Raw genomic sequence first — 22805 nt, forward strand, 5'->3', positions numbered from 1 at the left:
GCCAAATTGGCGGGCCTTTCCATTAATAAATTCGCGCTATTAGCCAAGCTTTTCAGTCAGCTCAGGTACAGCATCAAACAAGTCGGCGACAAGTCCGAAGTCGGCCACCTGAAAGATTGGCGCTTCTTCGTCTTTGTTAATCGCAACGATGACCTTTGAGTCCTTCATACCAGCAAGGTGCTGGATCGCGCCGGAAATACCGACAGCAACATAAAGGTCAGGCGCTACGACTTTACCCGTCTGGCCAACCTGCCAGTCGTTCGGTGCGTAACCGGAATCAACCGCCGCACGGGATGCGCCAACAGCGGCACCCAGTTTGTCAGCCAAACCTTCGATGAGTTTGAAGTCATCCTCAGAGCCAACACCACGACCACCAGACACAACCACACCCGCAGATGTCAGTTCCGGACGATCAGATGTTGCCACCTTGTCTTCAACCCACTCAGAAAGGCCCGCGTTACCCGCAGCCGCGATTTCTTCAACGGATGCAGAACCACCCATTTCAGCGGCATCGAATGTCGCTGTACGGATCGTCATAACCTTGGTTGCGTCAGACGACTTAACAGTCTGCAGCGCGTTACCAGCGTAGATCGGGCGCGTGAATGTATCAGCGTCAACCACAGCAACAACTTCAGAAATGATCATCACGTCCATCATCGCCGCCACACGTGGCAGGATGTTCTTGGATGCAGCCGTAGAAGGCGCCGCAATGTGTGAGTAATCGCCAGCCAAACCAACAATCAGATCAGCCATTGGTTCCGCCAGGTCGTGGCCGTAAGCATCGTCAGACGCGCATAGAACCTTGGACACACCGTCAAGCTTTGCGGCTTCAGCCGCAGCACCTTGGCAACCAGAACCGGCACAAAGAACGGTTACATCGCCCAGTGCTTTCGCAGCTGTAAGGGCCTTTGCTGTGCCGTCGACAGACAGCTCACCATTCACAACTTCAGCAATCAGAAGAACAGCCATTATACAGCCCCCGCTTCTTTGAGTTTCTCAACCAGTTCATCGACAGATTTGACGATGATACCAGCGGCGCGTGTTTCAGGTTCGGCTGTTCCAACAACGGCCAAACGTGGGGCCGTATCGACGCCGTAATCTTCCGGTGTCTTTTCATCCATCGGCTTCTTCTTCGCCTTCATGATGTTTGGAAGCGACGCGTAGCGTGGCTCGTTCAAACGGAGATCAACGGTAACGATGGCAGGCATCTTGACCTTGATGGTCTGCAAGCCGCCGTCAACTTCGCGTGTTACTGTCGCTGTGTCGCCGTCCACGTCCAGTTCGGATGCGAAAGTACCTTGCGACCAACCTGTCAGCGCGGCCAGCATCTGGCCTGTCGCGTTCATGTCGTTGTCGATCGCCTGCTTACCAGCAAGAACCAGACCTGGCTGTTCTTCGTCGATGACCCCTTTCAGGATCTTCGCAACGGCCAGCGGTTCAATGTCGTTGTGCACGTCGTCGGTTGCGACAACCAAGATCGCGCGGTCAGCGCCCATCGCCAGCGCTGTGCGCAGCGTTTCTTGTGACTGCTTAACACCGATGGATACGGCAATAACTTCTTCAGCTTTGCCTGCTTCCTTCAGACGGATCGCTTCTTCGACAGCAATCTCATCAAACGGGTTCATGGACATTTTGACGTTCGCAAGATCAACACCGCTTCCGTCCGCTTTAACACGAACTTTCACGTTATAATCGATCACGCGTTTGACGGGTACGAGGACCTTCATCAGCGTTTCTCCCTAGTTTGGTGCGTTGTACACCTGCTTAAAATTCTCAGTCCCGAATACCGCAGCCAGTGTGCGGAAAACAGGCCATAATCGACGTGAGAAGTGGTCCTGACGTCGCGTTTGTGAAAAAACGCCCAAAAATTTCACCATGTCAATGGTGTTCGCGCTATCACCGTCTATCTGTTAGCGCCTGGAACCCACAAAACGTCGTCCTTGCCGTCATTATTGGCGATGCGCGAGGCATTAAAGAACCAGTCAGACAGACGATTCAGGTATTTGATTCCCGCTGGGTTCACCGATTCTACGCTCGCAAGCTCAACAGAAAGGCGTTCAGCGCGACGGGATACCGTGCGACACAGGTGCAAATGCGCGGCTAAGGCAGAACCACCGGGTAAAATGAAGCTGCGCAGCGGTGACAGCACGTCATTCATTACATCGATTTCGTTCTCGAGCCGTGTGACCTGCGCATCCGTAACCCGCAACGGCGGGTATTCGGCATCGACGTCCTTTTCCATGTCAGGGCGGCAAAGGTCTGCGCCAAGGTCGAAAAGATCATTCTGGATCATCGCCAGTTGCGCATCCATTTCATCGCTCGCGTGCAAACGCGCAAGACCAACAGTCGCGTTGGTTTCATCAACCGTGCCATAGGCGTTCACGCGCTGGGAATGCTTTGCCACGCGGGTACCGTTGCCCAAGGCTGTTTCGCCAGCATCGCCAGTGCGCGTGTAGATCTTGTTTAGGACGACCATTTAGTTGCCCCCTTGGGTTTTGAAGTACGCAAAGCCCACAATCAAAACCACGGCGACAAATTGTGCCGCGATGCGCAGCTGCATGATCTTGTTGGACCGCTTGCCGTCTCCGCCGGCTTTGAATGTCGACAAGCCCCACGCAAGAATGGCCGCCACAACGAGGCAGGCAACAATGATGACATAGAAGAACGGGTCTTTTTCCATGATGTCTTATCCTTGTAAGTTCGAAAGACAGCTAACAGGCGTAGCTAGAATTAAAAGCCTCAGCCCTTTCGCAACACGCGGTCCAATCCCCGAGACGTTAGGATTCTCCTTAGAAAACCCATCAAATAGGTCGGGGTTGTGACGTAATACCGCGGCTTTGGGTTTGGATGCGTAACAGCCTTAAGCAACTTTGCGGTCACGGCGGATGCGGGCAATTCAAACTTATCAGGGCCGGAATCCTCATAAAGGCGCTTACGAAGCGACGCTTCATATTGCGCACGGCGGGGTGAGTTTTCCCAATCAATCCACTTCTCAAAGTGAGGGATCGACTTCTTGCGAATGTCGGACGTCACTGGGCCTGTGTTCATCGTCACGATCTTGATGTTCGTGTCTGCCATCTCAAGCCGCAGCGTATCAGTCAAACCCTCAAGCGCGAACTTTGTCGCGTTATAAGCTGACCGCCAGCGCATCGCGACCAGCCCAAGAACGGAAGAATGGTTGACGATTCGCCCATGCCCCTGCGCCCGCATCACCGGAATGACGCGTGTGCTCAGGTCATGGACGCCAAACACATTGGTTTCGAAATTCGCCCGCAACGCCTCCCGCGGGAGGTCCTCAGCCGCGCCCGGCGTGCCAAAGCCGCCGTTGTTGAACAGGGCATCCAACGTACCGCCAGTGGCTGCCAACACTTCGGCAAGGCCCGTCTCAAGCGTTTTCGTGTCATTGTAATCCAGCAGAGGGCTTTCGAACCCTTCTGCCATCAGGCGCTCACAATCAGTGGCGTGCCGACAAGACGCAAACACACGCCACCCTGCTGCCCGCATACCGTGGGCCGCATCATAGCCGATTCCTGAAGAACAGCCGGTTATAAGAATAGATTTTTTCATGCAGTCTTCATGCCCCGCATGTCGCGGGGCAGCAAGGCTACATTAAAGGTCGGCATCCGTCAGAAGGCGTTCTGCCATCCAACCTTCAATGCCGCGATCAACAGTGCTGACATTCGCCCAGCCATCGGCGTTGACCGATAAAACTTCAAGCTCAGTACCGCTGTTCAGCGTTGTGATGACATCAAAATTGGTCCCAGGCCCCATACGCATGTTCACGCGTGAACCGCCAACCCGACGAATATCAAGCACGGGTTCGACGACTGGCGCGACCGCTTCAACGACTTCAACTTCATCAAGCGCCACGGCGTCAGCAACAGCAACTTCAACAGCCGTTGATGTCGGTTGCGCGATAATGTTGGATGAAGAAACAGACAGCAGCGTCGTCGTATCTGCGCGCGCAACGATTTCGGGCGCCTCAGCCTCAACTTCCGCTGTGACCCGCTCAACTGGAACGAAATCCGTTCCACCAGACATTTCGTAATAGCCCCAGCCCATAAAGGCGAAGGTAAGCCAAACATAGCTTCTCATTGTAAGAACCCCCCAGAGATTCTGTTTTTACTCAATCACTAACGAGACGTTAACAAATCTGTGATGATTTCGGGAGGGGGTTTCTAACGTAAGTTGCGGGGAAATTTTACGCGATTGCATCTGATTTCACCGTTGTCGCGCAAAACAGGCCCCGTTACACACGATCTATGAGTGATGAAACGTTCGACCCCAAGATGAACCCGACAGAACCCCTGCGCCGCGCGCTCGGGGATCGCTACCTAACGTATGCGCTGTCGACAATTATGCACCGCGCACTGCCGGACGCGCGTGACGGGCTAAAGCCAGTTCACCGCCGTATCCTTTACGCGATGCGCGAATTGAAATTGGCGTCAAAGGGCGGCTTCCGTAAGTCTGCGAAAATCTCTGGCGACGTTATGGGTAACTACCACCCCCATGGTGATGCAGCGATTTATGACGCGATGGCGCGCCTCGCGCAGGACTTTAACGTGCGCTATCCGCTGGTGGATGGCCAAGGTAACTTCGGTAACATCGACGGCGATAACCCTGCGGCGGCGCGATACACAGAAGCGCGGATGACAGCAGCGGCCGAGGCTCTGCTTGAGGGGCTGAACGAGAACGCGGTTGATTACCGCGAAAACTACGACGGCACGCTGGAAGAACCTGTCGTGCTGCCAGCCGCATTCCCAAACCTGCTCGCCAATGGGTCCAGCGGTATCGCGGTGGGCATGGCGACCAACATCCCACCCCATAACCTCGAAGAGCTTATCGGCGCGTGTCTGCACCTCATCAAAGCGCCCAACGCGCGTGATGAAACGATCCTCGAGTACATTCCCGGTCCTGACTTCCCGACTGGCGGTGTTATCGTTGAACCACCGGAAAATATCGCCGAGGCGTATCGCACGGGTAAGGGTGGCTTCCGTCTGCGCTGTAAATACGAAGTCGAAGACCTTGGCCGCGGCCAATGGCAGGTCGTTATCACTGAGATTCCATATCAGGTACCCAAATCCCGCCTGATCGAAAAGCTCGCCGAAGTGATTGAGCTGAAAAAAGTCCCGATCCTTGCGGACGTGCGCGATGAATCCGCTGATGACATCCGCATCATTCTTGAGCCGAAGTCCAAGAACGTCGATGTCGAAGTCCTGATGGGCATGTTGTACCGCAACACCGATCTGGAAACGCGGTTCAGCCTGAACATGAACGTGTTGATTGACGGTCTGACCCCAAAGGTCTGTAGCCTCAAAGAAGTGCTGCGCGCCTTCCTTGATCACCGTCGCGATGTTCTGATCCGCCGCTCGCAGCACCGCATGGAAAAGATCGACCACCGCCTTGAGGTCCTCGAAGGCTTTATCATTGCCTTCCTGAACCTTGATCGCGTGATCGACATCATCCGCTACGACGACAGCCCTAAGACTGCGTTGATGGCCGAAGACTGGGGCAAAACCCACGTTCGCGCCATGGACGAAGCAGACTACGTTTCCCCCGTTGCTGGCGGTGAAATGGGCCTGACCGAAGTGCAGGCCGAAGCGATTTTGAACATGCGCCTGCGCTCCTTGCGCCGCTTGGAAGAAATCGAACTTGTTAAAGAGCGTGACGCGTTGATGCTGGAACGTGCGGGCCTCGAAGACCTGCTCGATAGCGATGACCTGCAATGGAAAACTGTTGCGGATCAACTGCGCGAAACGCGCAAGCAGTTCGGTTCGTCCTTTGATGGTGGTAAGCGCCGCACGACTTTTGCCGAGGCTGGCGTTGTTGAGGATGTGCCGCTTGAGGCGATGATCGACAAAGAACCTGTCACCGTGGTTTGTTCCAAAATGGGTTGGATCCGCGCCATGACGGGTCACATCGATCTTACGCGCGAGTTGAAATTCAAAGACGGGGACGAAGGGCGGTTCATTTTCCACGCCCAAACAACCGACCGTCTGCTGGTACTTGGCAGCAATGGCCGCTTCTATACCGTCGGCGCATCGACCCTTCCGGGCGGGCGCGGCATGGGTGAACCCCTGCGCTTGATGGTCGACCTCCCGAATGAGGCCGAAATCGTCGCGTTGTTTATCCATAAGCCGGGGAACAAACTGCTGCTCGCATCTTCTGCTGGGGACGGTTTCGTCGTGCCCGAAGACGATGTCATCGCGCAAACTCGTGCGGGTAAACAGGTTCTCAACGTCAAAGGCGATGTGCGTGCGAAGGTCTGCTCTGATGTGCTGGGCGACCATGTCGCTTGCGTCGGTGAGAACCGCAAAGTGCTGCTGTTCCCGCTCGATGAGCTCCCAGAAATGGGTCGCGGCAAAGGTGTACGCTTGCAGAAATACAAGGACGGCGGCTTGTCTGATGCCACGACATTTACTCTCGCCGAAGGCCTAAGCTGGCTCGATCCGGCCGGCCGTACACGCACGGAAACCGAACTTGGTGAATGGACGGCGAAACGCGCTGGCGCTGGGCGTATGGCGCCACGTGGCTTCCCACGGGATAATACGTTCACCTAACGCCAAGCTGTGTAGCTTGACGCAGTTTCGTCAATTCCGCTAGCGTGACCCACAGTAGATTGCAGCCTTGCATTCAACGCGCTAGGCATGGGGACCAATAGGGGGAACGACATGCGAATTCTTGTGGCTTTGATGGGCTTGGCTCTGCTGACAGCCTGCGGTGGGATCCGCGATGATCTGACGGAAACACCTGACACGATCGGCGCATTTCGTCTTGGCCACAACATCGCCGTTGTAAACGAGCCCGTCCAAGGCCCTTTTTCGCGCACTGTAACTGATGACGAATGGCAGGCGGCAATGACCACCGCCGTTGCTGACCGACTTGGCGAGGCACGCTTCTTCGGTGATAAATTCTATCATGTCGGCGTCGCGGTTGAGGCCTATGTTTTGGCGTATCCGGGCGTGCCACTGGTTTATTCCCCGAAATCCGTCCTGATCTTCAGCGTGAACTTCTTTGAGGATTCGACACAGACGAAACTTAATGACGAAGCGATCCAGATCACCGTGTTCGAACCTTGCTGCACTGTTCCGTTCCTTGGGTCCGGCTTTACCCGTTCCGCAGACGAGCAAATGGAAGGTCTGTCCTTCAACGCAGCCCGCGCGATTGAGCGCACAATGCGTGAAAATGCCGAATGGTTCGGTGGTACGCCAGAAATACTGGAAGCAGATGAAACGATCCGCGTCGGGAACGTTCTTGAAGACAACCCGGAATTGGTTGCCCCACAGCAAGAACCACCGGCAGAATTGTTGGCCAGCACCAACCCAGCCGGTACGATCGGTCTGCCCTAGCACCTTAAGTTTCTCTTGATCTTTGCGTCATTCCGCAATACATCGCCCGCGATGTTGAACAGGGCTGATAGTAGCCCCCGAATGACAAGGCGCCTCGATCATGGCTAAGGAAAAGTTTGAACGTAATAAACCGCACGTTAACATCGGCACAATTGGCCACGTTGACCACGGCAAGACGACACTGACAGCGGCGATCACGAAGTACTTCGGTGATTTCCAAGCGTACGACCAGATTGATGGCGCGCCAGAAGAAAAAGCACGTGGCATCACGATCTCCACAGCGCACGTTGAGTACGAGACTGAAGCACGTCACTACGCGCACGTTGACTGCCCAGGCCACGCCGACTACGTGAAAAACATGATCACTGGTGCTGCTCAGATGGACGGCGCGATCTTGGTTGTGAACGCAGCAGACGGCCCAATGCCACAGACACGTGAGCACATCCTGCTCGGCCGTCAGGTTGGTATCCCGTACATGGTTGTTTACATGAACAAAGTTGACCAGGTTGACGACGAAGAGTTGCTCGAACTGGTTGAAATGGAAATCCGTGAGCTGTTGTCCTCTTATGAGTACCCTGGCGACGACATCCCAGTAATCCCTGGCTCCGCTCTGGCAGCTATGGAAGACCGCGATGCTGAAATCGGTGAAAACTCCATCCGCGCGCTGATGGCGGCTGTTGACGAGTACATCCCAACACCTGCACGTGCTGTTGACCAGCCGTTCCTGATGCCAGTTGAGGACGTGTTCTCGATCTCTGGTCGTGGTACAGTTGTAACTGGCCGTATTGAGCGTGGCGTGATCAACGTTGGCGACGAAATCGAAATCGTCGGTATCCGCGACACAACAAAGACAACATGTACTGGTGTTGAAATGTTCCGCAAGCTGCTGGATTCCGGCGAAGCTGGCGACAACATCGGCGCATTGCTTCGCGGCGTTGACCGTGACGGCGTTGAGCGCGGCCAGATCCTGTGTAAGCCAGGTTCTGTTCAGCCACACACGAAGTTCGAAGCTGAGGCCTACATCCTCACGAAAGAAGAAGGCGGTCGTCACACACCATTCTTCGCGAACTACCGTCCACAGTTCTACTTCCGTACAACAGACGTTACGGGCACAGTTCAGCTGCCATCCGGCACTGAAATGGTTATGCCAGGCGACAACCTGAAGTTCGAAGTTGAGCTGATCGCACCAATCGCGATGGAAGACGGCCTGCGCTTTGCGATCCGCGAAGGCGGCCGCACTGTTGGCGCTGGTGTTGTATCCAAGATCATCGCCTAAGTTTGCTTTGCAAACTTAGCAGCGTGCAGCCGTGGCAGGTGTTTCACAGAAACGCCGAGAACGGATGACCGCTAGCGGTTAGAAACAAAGAAGGCCCGCGCAGATATGCGCGGGCCTTCTTCAATAGCACAATCGTTTAACGTCTCTTAACTGTTCTCAGGGACGTACTCTGGGTTTTTTGTCCCATCCTCTAAGTGTCTGGGGTGGCCGTCTGCGTCCCTTTGCCCAGAGTGAAACTGCCAGTTTTCGGCTGCGTTGATCGCCGCCTTGAAGTTATTGGCTTCCGAAAGGTTAAACTGCAATTCTTCACAGTCTGATCGCCCGTGGGCGATGATAGCTGAAAACAATTCCAATTTGAAAGTTTCGAGATCCATTGAGCTTGACGAAATCAACTTAGGGCCAAAGTATCGCAGATGCTCGATGACTTTTCCAAGGATCGAGGGTAATATCAGGTTTTCCAAGACAGTCTTCGTCATCCCGTTGAACCTTGGTGCGCCAGCTGACCCGTCGTAAAGAAAAAGCACTCCGGAGGCGTCGAAGCATTTGCCTCGAGTGAATTGCTTTTTCCGTGGCAGCTGACTGAAAGTGGTAAAGCCAGAGCGACGATTAACTTTCCCGTAAGTTGAAAAGCTGCGACGCTTCTTACTTTCAACCCAAAATACAGGATAGCAGGGTGATTTCGGGTTGTTCATAGCATTTCCTATTACTTTGCACTTCAGCAGGCTAAGATGGTCTGCAACCGCCAAACATATACTTCACAACTATACCTTGCGCACTCGTTTAGTATTTCAGAAATTTTCACAACGACTTTGGTCCATCGACCTTGTACCTTCCTATGAAGCCGTCACTTGCGGCGCTGATTTGAACGCATTGAAAAGGGCCGCAGGCACGTAGCTATGACATCAAGCATTCTTACTATGCCCTTTCGTATCGTCTTCGGAATCTTGAAGTTCTTCCTGTTCCCGTGGTACGTTCGCTGGATTTTCCGTTTGCCATGGATCGTGTTTGCTGGCCTTGCTGCTTGGGTCGGATACCTCGCTTACCAAGAATACGAAAACTACCGGTTCAATGTCTTTGAGGCCGGATATCAGGTGTCTGAAGGCGTGCCTGATCCTACTCCATTGTCAAAATGGAACAGTGTTTCGGACGTCTACAGTAACGACGAAGTTCATGTCAGCGGTCTGTATTTTTCTGCGCTGCCTCAGGGGCAATTTGATCCAGTTGGCTTGGAGCGCGGGTTTATCCTGTTGGCTGATGATCAGGGCCGTGAAGTTAAGGCTGCGCTTGTCGTCAGGCCAAATGATCTGCCTTTTTTGCAACGTCAGCTTGAGGCGCAAGGCGATGGCGACCGTATCGCTGTGAATGTGAACGGAACGCTCAGCCGTAGTAGCGACTGGTTAAGCGCAATCGAGACAGAGTTGTTAGTGATGAACATTCCGGGATCGCCGGACCTAGTTGTAATTAAACCTTTCTTGGGCAATCGCGCTGACGCACTTCATGACGCCGCTGAAAATTCATTTGGAATGGTTTCGCTTCTCGGTGGATTGGCGGGGGTTCTTGCATTCTTGGGTGCCGGACGATTTCTGTCAGGGCGTGGCGCGCGATTGGCCGCATCTGCACATCAGTCTCGGAAGTCAGGGCGCGAGGTGCAAGCTGAGAAGCAGGCAGCACAAGCCGCGCAAAACCTAGGATTGCCAGATCAAGCGCCTGAGGCGTCGCCGTGGGGAACGTTCCAGCCGCAGCCACGCGATACGGATACGTCGGATAAACCAACCCGCATGGTGAAACCGCAAACGCCCGCACAGGTGAAGGCGAGTAGGGCGAAGCCAAAGCGCGAAGCGGACGTCGTTATCCCTACAGAACCCGAGTACAAAAGCGTCTTCCCTGGGGGCGGGTCTGCCTTTCGGTTCAAGACAGCCGATCAAATCATTAAGCAAACCTTCGGGGTGCGCAGCGGTTTGAAATCAAGCGAACAGACGATCAAGTCATCAAAGGGTGAGGAATAGGGGCGTTTCTGCCTTGCCAAGTGGTGTGGCCCTCGCTACATCATCGCTCGGCTTAGGGGTTTAGCTCAGTTGGTAGAGCGACGGTCTCCAAAACCGTAGGTCGTGGGTTCGAGCCCCTCAGCCCCTGCCAAGCCACCCGACGTAGCCAAGCGTTTGCTGCGTGTCTGAACGGGAGACGAAGTTGCCATCTTTACCGAATTCCATTGCCCTGCATATCGGTGCGCATAAGACGGCCTCCACGCACCTTCAAAAGATTCTGAATCATAATCGAAAGATATTGAAGAGCGATGGCTTTGTTGCCTATGGGCCGTCGTATTTGCGTATGACGGGCCGCAGTTTGCAGGCGATGTTTGGGCTGAGCGCATCGCGCAAGATCGCGCCTCGGCGCAGTCCGCACGATCAGCTGGCGTTTTTGGCAAAGGGTGCCAAGCGGTTGGTGCTTTCAGAAGAGAATTTTGTTGGCGTCTTGGGTGGAAGCGAGGGGAGGATCACCTCTCCGCTCTATCCGACAGCGCCTGAAAGGATTGCAGCATTCATTGAGACTGTCGCGCCTGTCAAAGTGGATTTGTTTCTTGGCGTGCGAAATCCGGCGGCATTTATGGCGTCCGCATATAGCCAAACACTGTTTGGAGGCACCCACATCGGGCCGCGAACGTTTCGCGCCCGTAACGATTGGCGCGCGGTTGATTGGGCGGACTATGTTGCACGGTTGCGCGCGGTTGAAGGTGTGGGGGATTTCTACGTCTGGCGCCAGGAAGACTACGACGCAACCTTGCGCCTGATTATGCGCAGAATGCTGCGCTGGAGCACAGGCGGCAAAATCGAGAAGATTAAAGAAAGTCGCGTTCACCAAGGGTTATCTGCCGCTGCGGTCCGTCAAACACTGGCTTGGGCACAGGAGGGGCGCACTGAAAAGCTCGCCGGAACCGCGCGTGGCCTTTTCCCGATTAATGACACGAACAAAGCGTTTAAACTGTATGCCGCTTCTACACTGGCGGAGTCCGAGGCTGGCTACGGTGCACAAATGGCGCAAATCGAAGCGATGGACGGTGTAACGGTCCTGCATCCCCCCAACCATGCTAAGCAGGGTTGAAATACGGCGCTAAGACAGTTACCTGCCAATCCAGTTATCCGAATGGCATATCCACCAAAGGACAGATCATGGCCAAGACCAACCCAGTGCAGTTTATCCAGCAAACCCGCGCCGAAATCGGCAAAGTTGTTTGGCCGTCCCGTCGCGAAGTCACGCTGACCACAATCATGGTTCTTATCATGGCCGCTGTCATGGCGTTGTTCTTCACGCTCGTGGATATGATCATTCGCCTTGGCCTTGATGGTGTGTTGAACGCATTCTAAGCGATACGCACCGCGACCCCCTTGAAGTGTCGCGTCTTGCACGGTAAAGAATCCCCAAGTTTAGATGGCGTGCAACGGATGAGTTGCACGCCGCTTTTATTTCCGGGACTCTTCAGCGGGCCCAATTCGATCAAGAAGGACAGATTAAATGGCACAGCGTTGGTATTCGGTTTCCGTGTTGTCGAACTTCGAAAAGAAGATTGCAGAAACCATTCGCACAACTGCTGAAGAGCAGGGTTTGGCGGATCAGATTGCCGAGGTTCTGGTTCCGACTGAAGAAGTCATCGAAGTACGTCGTGGCAAAAAAGTAACTTCCGAACGCCGCTTCATGCCGGGTTACGTCCTGGTTCAGATGGAAATGTCTGATGAAGGTTACCACCTGATCAACTCTATCAACCGAGTCACTGGTTTCTTGGGCCCGCAGGGTCGCCCGATGCCAATGCGCGATGCCGAAGTTCAACAGATCCTTGGTCGCGTTGAAGAAGGCCAGGAAGCGCCACGTACGCTCATCCACTTCGAGATCGGCGAGAAGATCAAAGTCAACGATGGCCCGTTCGAAGATTTCGACGGTTTGGTCGAAGAAGTCGACGAAGAAAACAACCGTCTCAAGGTTACCGTGTCCATCTTTGGTCGCGAAACACCTGTCGAGCTTGAGTTCACTCAGGTCACCAAGCAGGCCTAAGCCGGCTTACAGAATTTCGGAACGCCGCCCTGTCATTGGGGCGGCGTTTTGCGTTAGTGTCTCCAGCAAGCGCAAAAACAAGTTTGAAACCAACAATCGGATCGAGCACACAATATGAGAAAAATTGGATTGGCCCTTACAGGTCTTATTGCCCTTCTCCACCTCTACATTGCTTGGCTGGAAATCTTCGCGTGGACGACCCGTGCGCCGTCAGTGTTTGACGCTTTCCCCGCTACGTTGTTTGAACCAACTGTCGCGTTGGCCGCCAATCAGGGGGTGTATAATCTATTCTTGGCCGCTGGGTTGATTTGGGCATTGTTGATCAAAGACAAGACATGGCAGTTCAACGTCGCTGCCGTTTTCCTTGGCTTTGTCGCGATTGCTGGCGCGGTTGCAGCGGGTACCATCGCTGTGAAAACCGGCCTTCCACAGCTGGTTCCAGCTGCGATTGCATTGGTCTGCCTTGGTTTGTCGCGGAAGTCCGACAGGGTTTAAGCTATAACCACTAGAGATAGAAACGCCGCCCAAATCTGGGGCGGCGTTTTGCGTTTTTGGCTTTCTCTATCGGGCCCAAAGTTCGGTTTCTGGGTGAAACTGTGACCATGCAAACCAGAACGCCTGATGGCTACCGACGTCTTCACCTTGATCACCGACTGCGCGAATGCCGCCAGCGTCTAGTTCCAAGTGAACGTTTTCGAACGCGATCGTTTGGCCATTCTGCAGCGCGACCATGGCAGTGCTTCGCTGAAACGCGACGGGTGTACCCGAGGCGGTCAATACGCCGATCACGTCTTCTTGCACGGGTAGGCGAGGGTCTACGTCGCCGACGGGAAAGATCGGCCCATTGGCGTCACGCCCGTTTCGGAAATCAAAGTCGCGACCAAGTGCGAGGGATTCAACAAGCACCGTCGTGTCAGGATGCGTTTCTTTCCACGTGCCCCAATCCGTTGTGATCACCGTTGCCTGATCCAATTGCAAATCAATGTCGGCAAGCGGTCCGGTAACTGCGTGGCCAAGGAACGTATCAAACACAGATCCAGACGTGATGTCATACATCACTTTGTTGGACCGGATGAGCAGACCGGACGTGCGAAGAACGGGGCGCTCAACACCAACGGGGAGTTCATCGGTGAAATAGGCCTGCATCGCGCCGCACAGCGTGCAGTAGGGGATACCAAGGTCGCGTCCGCCAAGGGTGTCATTCACCATTTCGCGGACTTCCATAATGCGGCGGGGATAAGCGCGGGATTCGCCGTTGATCGTAATGCCGAAGACGATCGCATCGTCTGACAACCACGTGGCCTCTTGCGCGGTGCTGACCTCGGGGTCGTCGGCTGCAGGAATGCAATTGCATGGCTCATCCGTGCGCCCAAACGGGCGCGCATCGATGTTGACCCCGCCCCACTGAACGAGGTGCCAATCGATGTCGCCCTCGACGAAGATATCTTCCCAACCGTCGATGTAGTTGGTGAACACCGCACGTTTGTTATCGAGGTAGTCAGGGTAGGGCGGCATGTCCCACGCCATCATGTAATCGATCAGCTCGGATGAATGTTGGATTTCAAGCCGATCAATTCCCATCAACGTTGTAGATGCATCGATTAACTGCGCGCCAAATTCGGGGCGCCATGTAAACCGCAGCATATCCGTTAAAATCCAGACCACACGCGGGTCTTCTGACGCCATGAGTGTGGTGAAATCGCCCGTGTCGCTGGGGTCCCAACTGTTTTGATCAAGACTGATACGTACCAAACGGTTCACCGCCGATTGCAAATCAGCGTCCAACGCACCGATTGGGATAGCGGGCGGGGTGCCAAATTCCGCAATCACATAGTCGGGCAAATCGGTGGTCTGCGCCTGTGCTGACGGTCCGGTTAGCATCACGAAAGCGGAAACTGCTGCCGCAAAAAAGCTTCGAGAGAGGGGGAGTGAGGACATGGGGTTAACGGCTCCTGTGGGTGCTGGGTTACCACAAGCCTAAGCGCATGGGTGGTCAGGGGGCTATTCACGTTTATATCAAAGGCCCGTGACACCGCGCAAAGACACCCATCCCCCTTGCACGAATCCCCAACCCCGTCTAAAGGGACCACTTGTCGGACATCCGGCATTCCATGTGGGAGGCGAGGCGCACGCGTGCGTTAGACCAGACCACATCCACATAGGTGACAGGAACGCGTCCTGTGACCGGACAAAAGGAGAAGCCAAATGGCTAAAAAAGTCGCTGGCACTATGAAGCTGCAAGTTGCAGCTGGCCAAGCCAACCCATCCCCACCTGTTGGTCCTGCATTGGGCCAACGTGGTATCAACATCATGGAATTCTGTAAGGCGTTCAACGCTAAGACAGCTGACCTCGAGCCAGGTGCGCCTTGCCCGACTGTGATTACGTACTACCAAGACAAATCCTTCTCTATGGACATCAAGACGCCACCAGCGTCCTATTTCCTTAAGAAGGCTGCCAAGGTTAAGTCCGGCGCTAAGACACCTTCTCGTGAAGTTGTTGGTACTGTGACATCCAAGCAGGTTCGTGAGATTGCAGAGGCCAAAATGAAGGACCTCAACGCAAACGACATCGAAGGTGCTATGAAGATCATCATGGGTTCTGCCCGTTCTATGGGCATTGAGGTGAAGTAAGATGGCAAAGCTCGGAAAACGCACAACCGCCGCTCGCGAAGCATTCGCTGGCAAATCTGACGTCACAGTGGCTGAGGCCGTGGCTCTCGTTAAGGACAACGCTAAGGCGAAGTTCGACGAGACAATCGAAATCGCTGTTGTTCTGGGTGTTGACCCACGTCACGCTGACCAGATGGTCCGCGGTACGATTGCCCTGCCAAACGGCACAGGCAAAACAATGCGCGTCGCAGTCTTCGCACGTGGCGACAAAGCTGACGAAGCCAAAGCGGCTGGTGCAGACATTGTTGGCGCAGAAGACCTGATGGAAACAGTTCAGTCCGGCAAGATCGAATTCGATCGTTGCATCGCGACACCTGACATGATGCCTATCGTTGGTCGTCTTGGTAAGGTCCTTGGCCCACGCAACCTGATGCCGAACCCGAAAATCGGTACGGTTACGATGGACGTCAAAGCCGCTGTTGAAGCTGCTAAAGGCGGCGAAGTTCAGTTCAAAGTCGAAAAAGCTGGTGTGGTTCACGCTGGTCTTGGTAAAGCGTCCTTCACAGCTGCAAAGCTGGAAGAGAACGTTCTGGCATTCGTTGGCGCAGTTCAGAAGGCTAAGCCTGCTGGCTCCAAGGGCACATACATGAAGAAGATCTCTTTGACTTCTACAATGGGCCCAAGCGTTACACTGAACGTCGACAACGCGACTGGTAACTAAGCACGCGAAAGCGGCTTACGACCAAAAGAATTGAGGAAGGCGTCCCAAAAGGGGCGCCTTTTTCGTTTTACCGTATTCACGTCATCGTCTCACCTGACTGCTAGGTCTTGAACTGTCGCGATACCTTTGACACATGGCTGTCTAAACCCGCCCCTGTGCGGCCAAGCTTCATTCTTCGGAGAGCCCCTATGACGATCACCCACCTTGTCACCCATTCCGGTGGCTTTCACGCAGATGAGCTGCTGTCCTCCGTTGTGCTGACGCATCTGTTTCCGGATGCGGAACTTGTCCGCACCCGTGACAAGAAGATGATCGCGCCTGCGGCTGACAAGATCATCTACGATGTTGGTGGGGCATATGATGGTGAGGCGCAGATTTTTGACCACCACCAACGTCCCGGGCCGGAACGTAGCGATGGCCAGCCATTTAGCTCTTTTGGTTTGATATGGGCGCACTACGGGCGGGATTACCTGACGGCGCTGGATGTGCCTGCAGACGATATCGAGGCGATCCATCTAAAGTTTGATACCAAGTTTGTTTTGCCAATCGACCTGCTGGACAACGGCGCGATGGAGCCATCTGTTGCCGGGCCGCTTTCCGTTCTGACCTTGCCGTCGCTTCTGGGCAGCCTAAAGCCAGTTTTTGATGATCCATCGCCAACCGCTGATGATGACGCCTTCATGTCCGCCTTGCCCATCGCGCGCAGCTTTGTCGAAGCGCAAATCCGCAATCTCGCGGCGAAGTTCCGGTCACGTCAGATCGTGGATCAATCGATTGCCGAGGCCGGAACGTCACCTATTCTTGAACTCCCTATGGGCATGCCCTTTCGATCCGCGCTCGATGATGCAGAGGCCGATCATATCTTGTTTGTTGTAATCCCACGTGGCGCAGACTGGACGTTGGGGGGCATCAAGCTGTCTGGCGATACGTTCGATCAGCGCGCAGATTTGCCCGCGGCATGGGCCGGTCTGACCGACGAGGCGCTGGAAGCGGCCAGCGGCGTTAAGGGCGCAAAATTCTGCCACAACGCGCGCTTCATTGCGGTTGCTAATTCACGCGATGCGATTATGGAAATGGCACAGATTGCGGTGCAAGAGGTTCAATAATCGCCGATGGCTGCAGTTTCTCTGTTCTCACTGGCTAAATTGTCGTTTCGTTAAACTCTCCCTCTTCACAAAACGACCTAACCCCTCTACATGAACTCTTGCAAACCAGCGTGCGATTCGTCGTGCGCTGTTTTGTTTCGTCCTAGACGGTGGGTTGAGATCATCCGATCCCTTTAATTCCTGCCTGAGACGGGTAGACCAAATTTCCTTGGGCTTCGGCTTTTGGCGGTTCGGGCGTCCCGTAGACTGGACCCAACCGCCGGAGCAATCCGGTACACTGAGCCGGGAAGAAATTCCCAAAATTGGAGTGAAACTGTGGATAGAGCACAAAAAGAACAATTGGTCGAAGATCTCGGCCAAATCTTTGAAAGCTCTGGCGTCGTTGTGGTTGCCCACTACGAAGGCCTGACAGTTGCTGAGATGCAAGACCTGCGTGCCCGTGCACGTGAAGTTGACGCATCTGTACGCGTTGCCAAGAACAAGCTCGCCAAAATTGCCCTTGAAGGTAAGCCTTGCGCAAGCATCGCTGATCACCTGACAGGCATGACCGTTCTGACCTATTCTGAGGATCCTGTGGCTGCTGCCAAGGTTGCTCAGGGTTTCGCTAAAGATAACGAAAAGCTCGTTATCCTTGGTGGTGCTATGGGTGAGACGGAACTTGACGTCGCTGGTGTTAAAGCAGTGTCCGAAATGCCATCCCGCGAAGAGCTTATCAGCTCTATCGTTGGCTGCATCGGTGCACCTGCCTCCAACATCGCCGGCGCAATTGGCGCGCCTGCTTCTAACATCGCTAGCGTTCTCTCAACGATCGAAGAGAAAGCTGCATAAGCAACTTGAATGGCTGACGTAGGGAATGCCCCTGTCGTTGGAACACAAACTTAGAAATGGAAAAGCAAATGGCTGATCTGAAAAAACTTGCTGAAGAGATCGTAGGTCTTACCCTTCTCGAAGCACAAGAACTGAAAACCATCCTCAAAGACGAGTATGGCATCGAACCAGCTGCCGGTGGCGCTGTTATGATGGCTGGCGGCGGCGACGCTGGCGGCGCGGCTGCAGAAGAGAAGACTGAATTTGACGTCGTTCTCAAGAATGCTGGCGCATCTAAAATCAACGTCATCAAAGAAGTTCGCGGCATCACAGGTCTTGGCCTGAAGGAAGCTAAGGACCTGGTCGAAGCCGGTGGCAAGATCAAAGAAGGCGTAGACAAAGCAGAAGCAGAAGACGTGAAAGCCAAGCTGGAAGCAGCTGGCGCAGAAGTCGAAGTAGCCTAAGCCTGTCTTGAATAGCGGGGCGGGGCGCTTAAGTGCCTAACCTGCTGTTAACCAAATCTGGCTGGATCCGCTGAAAATGCGGGTCCAGCCATACCCGTCTTAATAAGGGCTTTGTTCAAAAAGCCTTTATTTAGATTGGTTCAATGGTCGGGAGGTGCCCAGTGGGATGGGTGCCAAGAATTGGCCGAATTCAATCTGTTCTCATGGGGCACTCCGCCGTCGCCCAACGGTGTTGTGTTCATAGAGATTTGAAAGGTGACAACGCACATGGCTCAAACATTCCTCGGCCAGAAACGCTTGCGCAAATACTACGGTAAAATTCGCGAAGTTCTCGACATGCCGAACCTCATCGAGGTTCAGAAGTCCTCCTATGACCTGTTCCTGCGCTCCGGCGACAGCGACACACCGCTTGACGGTGAAGGCATCAAGGGCGTCTTTCAATCGGTTTTCCCGATTAAAGATTTCAATGAAACATCGGTTCTGGAGTTCGTAAAATACGAGCTTGAGAAGCCAAAGTACGACGTTGAAGAGTGCCAGCAGCGCGACATGACATATGCCGCTCCGCTTAAGGTTACGCTCCGTCTTATCGTGTTTGATATCGATGAAGATACAGGCGCGAAGTCCGTTAAGGACATCAAAGAACAAGACGTATTCATGGGCGATATGCCTTTGATGACACCAAACGGTACGTTCGTTGTGAACGGCACCGAGCGGGTGATCGTCTCCCAGATGCACCGCTCGCCTGGTGTGTTCTTTGACCACGACAAAGGTAAGTCGCACAGCTCGGGCAAATTGTTGTTCGCTTGCCGCATCATCCCATACCGCGGTAGCTGGTTGGACTTCGAATTCGACGCGAAAGACCTTGTGTTCTGCCGCATCGACCGTCGTCGCAAGCTTCCTGTAACAACACTGCTCTATGCGCTGGGCCTTGATCAAGAAACGATCATGAATGCGTACTACGACCACGTTGATTACACATTCGACAAAAAAGCGAAGGCTTGGAAAACCAAGTTCTTCCCAGAGCGCGTGCGCGGCACTCGCCCACTGTTCGATCTGGTAGACGCCAAGACTGGCGAAGTGATTGCCGAAGCTGGCAAGAAGGTCACTCCGCGCGCTGTTAAGGCACTGATCGACGCCGGTGAGGTCACCGAATTGCTCGTCCCATACGAGCAGATCGTTGGCAAATTCGCAGCGAACGACATCATCAACGAAGAAACTGGTGCGATTTACGTCGAAGCCGGTGATGAGTTGACGCTTGAGTACGACAAAGCAGACGAGCTGATCGGCGGTACGCTGAAAGAACTCATCGACGCTGGTGTGAAGACCATTCCGGTTCTCGACATCGATAACATCAATGTTGGCCCGTACATGCGCAACACCATGGCGGCAGACAAGAACATGGGTCGCGAAACAGCGCTCATGGACATCTACCGCGTTATGCGCCCGGGTGAGCCACCGACCGTTGATGCCGCGTCCACATTGTTCGACAGCCTGTTCTTTGACTCTGAACGTTACGACCTCTCTGCTGTTGGTCGCGTAAAGATGAACATGCGTCTTGCACTGGATGCCGAAGACACCATGCGCACATTGCGCAAGGAAGACATCGTATCCTGCATCAAAGCGCTGGTTGAACTGCGCGACGGCAAAGGCGACATCGACGATATTGACCACCTTGGTAACCGTCGTGTGCGTTCCGTTGGCGAACTTATGGAAAACCAGTACCGCGTTGGTCTGCTCCGCATGGAGCGCGCCATCAAGGAACGTATGTCTTCCGTTGAGATCGACACGGTTATGCCGCAAGACCTTATCAACGCGAAGCCAGCCGCTGCTGCGGTACGTGAATTCTTCGGTTCCTCGCAGCTGTCGCAGTTTATGGACCAAACCAACCCGCTTTCGGAAGTTACGCACAAGCGTCGCCTTTCCGCGCTTGGGCCAGGTGGTCTGACACGCGAACGTGCTGGTTTTGAAGTACGTGACGTTCACCCAACACACTACGGCCGCATGTGTCCAATTGAGACACCGGAAGGCCCAAACATTGGTCTGATCAACTCACTGGCAACCTTCGCGCGTGTGAACAAGTATGGCTTCATCGAGACACCGTACCGCGTTGTCACAGACGGCAAAGTTACGGACGAAGTGCACTACATGTCCGCGACTGAGGAAATGCGCCACACTGTTGCGCAGGCCAACGCGAACCTGAACGAAGACATGTCTTTCGTGAACGACCTCGTGTCGACACGTCAGAACGGCGAATACACTTTGGCGCAAAACAGCACTGTCGATTTGATCGACGTGTCGCCAAAGCAGCTGGTCTCCGTAGCTGCGTCTTTGATCCCGTTCCTTGAAAATGACGATGCGAACCGGGCCCTGATGGGTTCGAACATGATGCGTCAGGCGGTTCCATTGCTTCAGGCTGAGGCTCCGCTGGTTGGTACTGGTATCGAAGAAGTCGTTGCTCGGGATTCCGGCGCTGCGATCATGGCGAAACGTGGCGGTATCATCGACCAAGTCGATGCGACACGTATCGTTGTTCGCGCGACGTCCGACCTTACGGTTGGTGACCCTGGCGTTGACATCTACCGCATGCGCAAGTTCCAGCGTTCCAACCAAAACACCTGCATCAACCAGCGTCCGTTGGTTAAAGTTGGTGATACTGTTCTTAAAGGCGAAGTTATTGCTGACGGTCCATCCACGGACATCGGTGAACTCGCACTTGGTAAAAACGTGGTCGTCGCGTTTATGCCTTGGAACGGCTACAACTACGAAGACTCCATTCTGATCTCCGAACGCATCGTACGTGACGACGTATTTACTTCAATCCACATCGAAGAATTCGAAGTCGCTGCTCGTGATACGAAGCTCGGCCCAGAAGAAATCACACGCGATATTCCAAACGTCGGTGAGGAAGCCCTACGCAACCTCGACGAAGCGGGTATCGTTTACATCGGTGCAGAAGTTGAACCGGGTGATATTCTTGTTGGTAAGATCACACCAAAAGGCGAAAGCCCGATGACGCCGGAAGAAAAGCTTCTGCGCGCCATCTTTGGTGAAAAAGCGTCTGACGTTCGTGACACATCCTTGCGCGTTAAGCCGGGTGATTTTGGTACGGTCGTTGAAGTTCGTGTGTTCAACCGCCACGGCGTTGAAAAAGACGAACGTGCGCTTCAGATCGAGCGTGAAGAAGTCGAACGTCTTGCACGTGACCGCGACGATGAGATGACGATCCTTGATCGCAACATCTACGCGCGTCTGCGCACAATGATGGGCGGCAAGACTGTTGCTAAAGGGCCAAAGGGCATCAAGACAGGCGCGACAATTGACGACGCTATGCTTGAAGAACTGCCACGCAGCCACTGGTGGCAGATCGCCCTTAAAGAAGAGGGTGACGCACAGATCGTTGAAGCCCTTAACGAGCAGTACGAAGCACAGAAAAAGCTTCTCGATGCACGTTTTGAAGACAAGGTCGAAAAAGTACGTCGCGGCGATGATCTGCCACCAGGCGTGATGAAGATGGTTAAAGTCTTCGTTGCGGTGAAGCGTAAGCTTCAGCCTGGCGATAAGATGGCGGGTCGTCACGGCAACAAAGGTGTTATTTCCAAGGTTGTACCAATGGAAGACATGCCGTTCTTGCAGGACGGTACACCAGTCGACTTCTGTCTGAACCCACTCGGCGTTCCATCACGTATGAACGTTGGTCAGATTCTGGAAACTCACATGGGTTGGGCCGCACGCGGTCTCGGCATTGAGATTGACGAAGCGCTCGGTGAATACCGTCGCAACGGTGATCTCTCACCAGTGAAAGAAGCCATGAAGATTGCTTACGGCGAGGATGTTTATTCCGAAGGCGTGGCTGACATGACGGACGATGAGCTGATCGAAGCTGCTGGTAACGTCACACGTGGTGTTCCAATCGCGACGCCTGTTTTTGACGGCGCGAAAGAAGCTGACGTGAACGATGCGCTGACACGCGCTGGGTTCGACACGTCTGGTCAGTCTGTCTTGTTTGACGGTCGCACAGGCGAACAGTTTAGCCGTAAGGTTACTGTTGGCGTGAAGTACCTGCTTAAGCTGCACCACCTTGTCGATGACAAGATCCACGCCCGTTCCACGGGTCCGTACTCCCTCGTCACGCAGCAACCGCTGGGTGGTAAGGCACAGTTCGGTGGTCAGCGCTTTGGTGAGATGGAAGTCTGGGCTCTCGAAGCTTACGGCGCCGCTTACACATTGCAGGAAATGTTGACTGTTAAGTCTGATGACGTTGCTGGCCGCACCAAGGTCTACGAAAGCATCGTTAAAGGCGAAGACAACTTCGAAGCTGGCGTGCCAGAATCGTTCAACGTTCTCGTGAAAGAAGTACGGGGCCTCGGCCTCAACATGGAACTCCTGGATGCCGCGGAGGACGACGAATAGGGCCTCGGCCCTATTCCT

Annotated in this window: 22 protein-coding genes and 1 tRNA gene; 15 read left to right on the plus strand and 8 right to left on the minus strand. The window is 54.2% G+C overall.

Features of this window, described 5'->3' with window-relative positions:
• Nucleotides 1–39: 39 nt before the first annotated feature.
• The 6 genes from OSB_RS01155 to OSB_RS01180 all read right to left on the minus strand — a co-directional run bounded on the left by OSB_RS01155 (nucleotide 40) and on the right by OSB_RS01180 (nucleotide 4095).
• Nucleotides 40–969 carry an electron transfer flavoprotein subunit alpha/FixB family protein gene (locus OSB_RS01155; protein WP_049833254.1) on the minus strand — a complete coding sequence of 310 codons (930 nt, stop codon included), beginning with the start codon at nucleotides 967–969 and terminating at the stop codon, nucleotides 40–42.
• A complete protein-coding gene (locus OSB_RS01160; RefSeq protein ID WP_049833255.1) occupies nucleotides 969–1727 on the minus strand; it encodes an electron transfer flavoprotein subunit beta/FixA family protein in 759 nt (252 codons plus the stop codon). Before OSB_RS01160 ends, OSB_RS01155 begins: the two co-directional genes overlap by 1 nt.
• Before the next feature lie 176 nt (nucleotides 1728–1903).
• Nucleotides 1904–2476 carry a cob(I)yrinic acid a,c-diamide adenosyltransferase gene (locus OSB_RS01165; RefSeq protein WP_049833256.1) on the minus strand — a complete coding sequence of 191 codons (573 nt, stop codon included), beginning with the start codon at nucleotides 2474–2476 and terminating at the stop codon, nucleotides 1904–1906.
• Entirely contained in the window at nucleotides 2477–2680 is a 204-nt protein-coding gene (locus OSB_RS01170) for a twin transmembrane helix small protein (protein ID WP_049833257.1), read from the minus strand. It lies immediately after the preceding gene.
• A 59-nt stretch (nucleotides 2681–2739) separates the two neighbouring features.
• Entirely contained in the window at nucleotides 2740–3567 is an 828-nt protein-coding gene (locus tag OSB_RS01175) for an SDR family NAD(P)-dependent oxidoreductase (protein WP_049833258.1), read from the minus strand.
• A 42-nt stretch (nucleotides 3568–3609) separates the two neighbouring features.
• Nucleotides 3610–4095: an SH3 domain-containing protein gene (locus OSB_RS01180; protein ID WP_049833259.1), complete on the minus strand. Its 486-nt coding sequence runs from the start codon at nucleotides 4093–4095 to the stop codon at nucleotides 3610–3612.
• 167 nt (nucleotides 4096–4262) lie between these two features.
• Between OSB_RS01180 and parC the strand changes: the two genes are divergently transcribed.
• From parC to tuf, 3 genes are all read left to right on the plus strand, one after another.
• Nucleotides 4263–6560 carry a DNA topoisomerase IV subunit A gene (gene parC / locus OSB_RS01185; RefSeq protein ID WP_049833260.1) on the plus strand — a complete coding sequence of 766 codons (2298 nt, stop codon included), beginning with the start codon at nucleotides 4263–4265 and terminating at the stop codon, nucleotides 6558–6560.
• A 111-nt stretch (nucleotides 6561–6671) separates the two neighbouring features.
• The gene (locus OSB_RS01190) at nucleotides 6672–7349 is read left to right on the plus strand and encodes a hypothetical protein (RefSeq protein ID WP_049833261.1); all 678 of its coding nucleotides are present in this window, start codon (nucleotides 6672–6674) and stop codon (nucleotides 7347–7349) included.
• Between the two features lie 100 nt (nucleotides 7350–7449).
• Nucleotides 7450–8625: an elongation factor Tu gene (gene tuf / locus OSB_RS01195; RefSeq protein ID WP_049833262.1), complete on the plus strand. Its 1176-nt coding sequence runs from the start codon at nucleotides 7450–7452 to the stop codon at nucleotides 8623–8625.
• Nucleotides 8626–8771: 146 nt separating this feature from the next.
• Here the strand turns inward: tuf and OSB_RS01200 are convergent, their stop codons facing one another.
• On the minus strand, nucleotides 8772–9317 hold the full coding sequence (locus OSB_RS01200) for a hypothetical protein (protein ID WP_049833263.1): 546 nt from the start codon (nucleotides 9315–9317) through the stop codon (nucleotides 8772–8774).
• 225 nt (nucleotides 9318–9542) lie between these two features.
• Between OSB_RS01200 and OSB_RS01205 the strand changes: the two genes are divergently transcribed.
• The 6 genes from OSB_RS01205 to OSB_RS01230 all read left to right on the plus strand — a co-directional run bounded on the left by OSB_RS01205 (nucleotide 9543) and on the right by OSB_RS01230 (nucleotide 13164).
• Nucleotides 9543–10631 carry a YtpI family protein gene (locus OSB_RS01205; protein WP_234967406.1) on the plus strand — a complete coding sequence of 363 codons (1089 nt, stop codon included), beginning with the start codon at nucleotides 9543–9545 and terminating at the stop codon, nucleotides 10629–10631.
• Nucleotides 10632–10685: 54 nt separating this feature from the next.
• Nucleotides 10686–10761, plus strand: a tRNA-Trp gene (locus tag OSB_RS01210).
• 147 nt (nucleotides 10762–10908) lie between these two features.
• Nucleotides 10909–11724 (plus strand): hypothetical protein, encoded by an 816-nt coding sequence (locus tag OSB_RS01215; RefSeq protein WP_074202273.1) that lies wholly within the window; start codon nucleotides 10909–10911, stop codon nucleotides 11722–11724.
• Between the two features lie 68 nt (nucleotides 11725–11792).
• Nucleotides 11793–11987 (plus strand): preprotein translocase subunit SecE, encoded by a 195-nt coding sequence (secE, locus tag OSB_RS01220; protein WP_049833265.1) that lies wholly within the window; start codon nucleotides 11793–11795, stop codon nucleotides 11985–11987.
• Nucleotides 11988–12135: 148 nt separating this feature from the next.
• Complete coding sequence (nusG, locus tag OSB_RS01225) at nucleotides 12136–12669, plus strand: transcription termination/antitermination protein NusG (RefSeq protein WP_049833266.1); 534 nt, start codon at nucleotides 12136–12138, stop codon at nucleotides 12667–12669.
• Nucleotides 12670–12783: 114 nt separating this feature from the next.
• Nucleotides 12784–13164 (plus strand): DUF1304 domain-containing protein, encoded by a 381-nt coding sequence (locus tag OSB_RS01230; protein ID WP_049833267.1) that lies wholly within the window; start codon nucleotides 12784–12786, stop codon nucleotides 13162–13164.
• A gap of 66 nt (nucleotides 13165–13230) precedes the next feature.
• Here OSB_RS01230 and OSB_RS01235 read toward each other — a convergent pair whose 3' ends face one another.
• Entirely contained in the window at nucleotides 13231–14607 is a 1377-nt protein-coding gene (locus OSB_RS01235) for a DUF3179 domain-containing (seleno)protein (protein WP_049833268.1), read from the minus strand.
• Nucleotides 14608–14874: 267 nt separating this feature from the next.
• Between OSB_RS01235 and rplK the strand changes: the two genes are divergently transcribed.
• The 6 genes from rplK (at nucleotide 14875) to rpoB (ending at nucleotide 22787) form a co-directional block, all read left to right on the plus strand.
• Nucleotides 14875–15300: a 50S ribosomal protein L11 gene (gene rplK / locus OSB_RS01240; RefSeq protein ID WP_049833269.1), complete on the plus strand. Its 426-nt coding sequence runs from the start codon at nucleotides 14875–14877 to the stop codon at nucleotides 15298–15300.
• A gap of 1 nt (nucleotide 15301) precedes the next feature.
• A complete protein-coding gene (gene rplA / locus OSB_RS01245) occupies nucleotides 15302–16000 on the plus strand; it encodes a 50S ribosomal protein L1 (protein WP_049833270.1) in 699 nt (232 codons plus the stop codon).
• Nucleotides 16001–16188: 188 nt separating this feature from the next.
• On the plus strand, nucleotides 16189–17106 hold the full coding sequence (locus OSB_RS01250; RefSeq protein WP_049833271.1) for an MYG1 family protein: 918 nt from the start codon (nucleotides 16189–16191) through the stop codon (nucleotides 17104–17106).
• 315 nt (nucleotides 17107–17421) lie between these two features.
• Entirely contained in the window at nucleotides 17422–17934 is a 513-nt protein-coding gene (rplJ, locus tag OSB_RS01255) for a 50S ribosomal protein L10 (protein WP_049833272.1), read from the plus strand.
• Between the two features lie 68 nt (nucleotides 17935–18002).
• Nucleotides 18003–18377, plus strand: a complete 375-nt coding sequence (rplL, locus tag OSB_RS01260; protein WP_049833273.1) for a 50S ribosomal protein L7/L12 — start codon at nucleotides 18003–18005, stop codon at nucleotides 18375–18377.
• Nucleotides 18378–18644: 267 nt separating this feature from the next.
• On the plus strand, nucleotides 18645–22787 hold the full coding sequence (rpoB, locus tag OSB_RS01265; RefSeq protein WP_049833274.1) for a DNA-directed RNA polymerase subunit beta: 4143 nt from the start codon (nucleotides 18645–18647) through the stop codon (nucleotides 22785–22787).
• Nucleotides 22788–22805: the final 18 nt, after the last annotated feature.

Origin of the sequence: Octadecabacter temperatus, assembly GCF_001187845.1 — a bacterium.
In the GTDB taxonomy this organism is placed as follows: Bacteria; Pseudomonadota; Alphaproteobacteria; order Rhodobacterales; family Rhodobacteraceae; genus Octadecabacter; species Octadecabacter temperatus.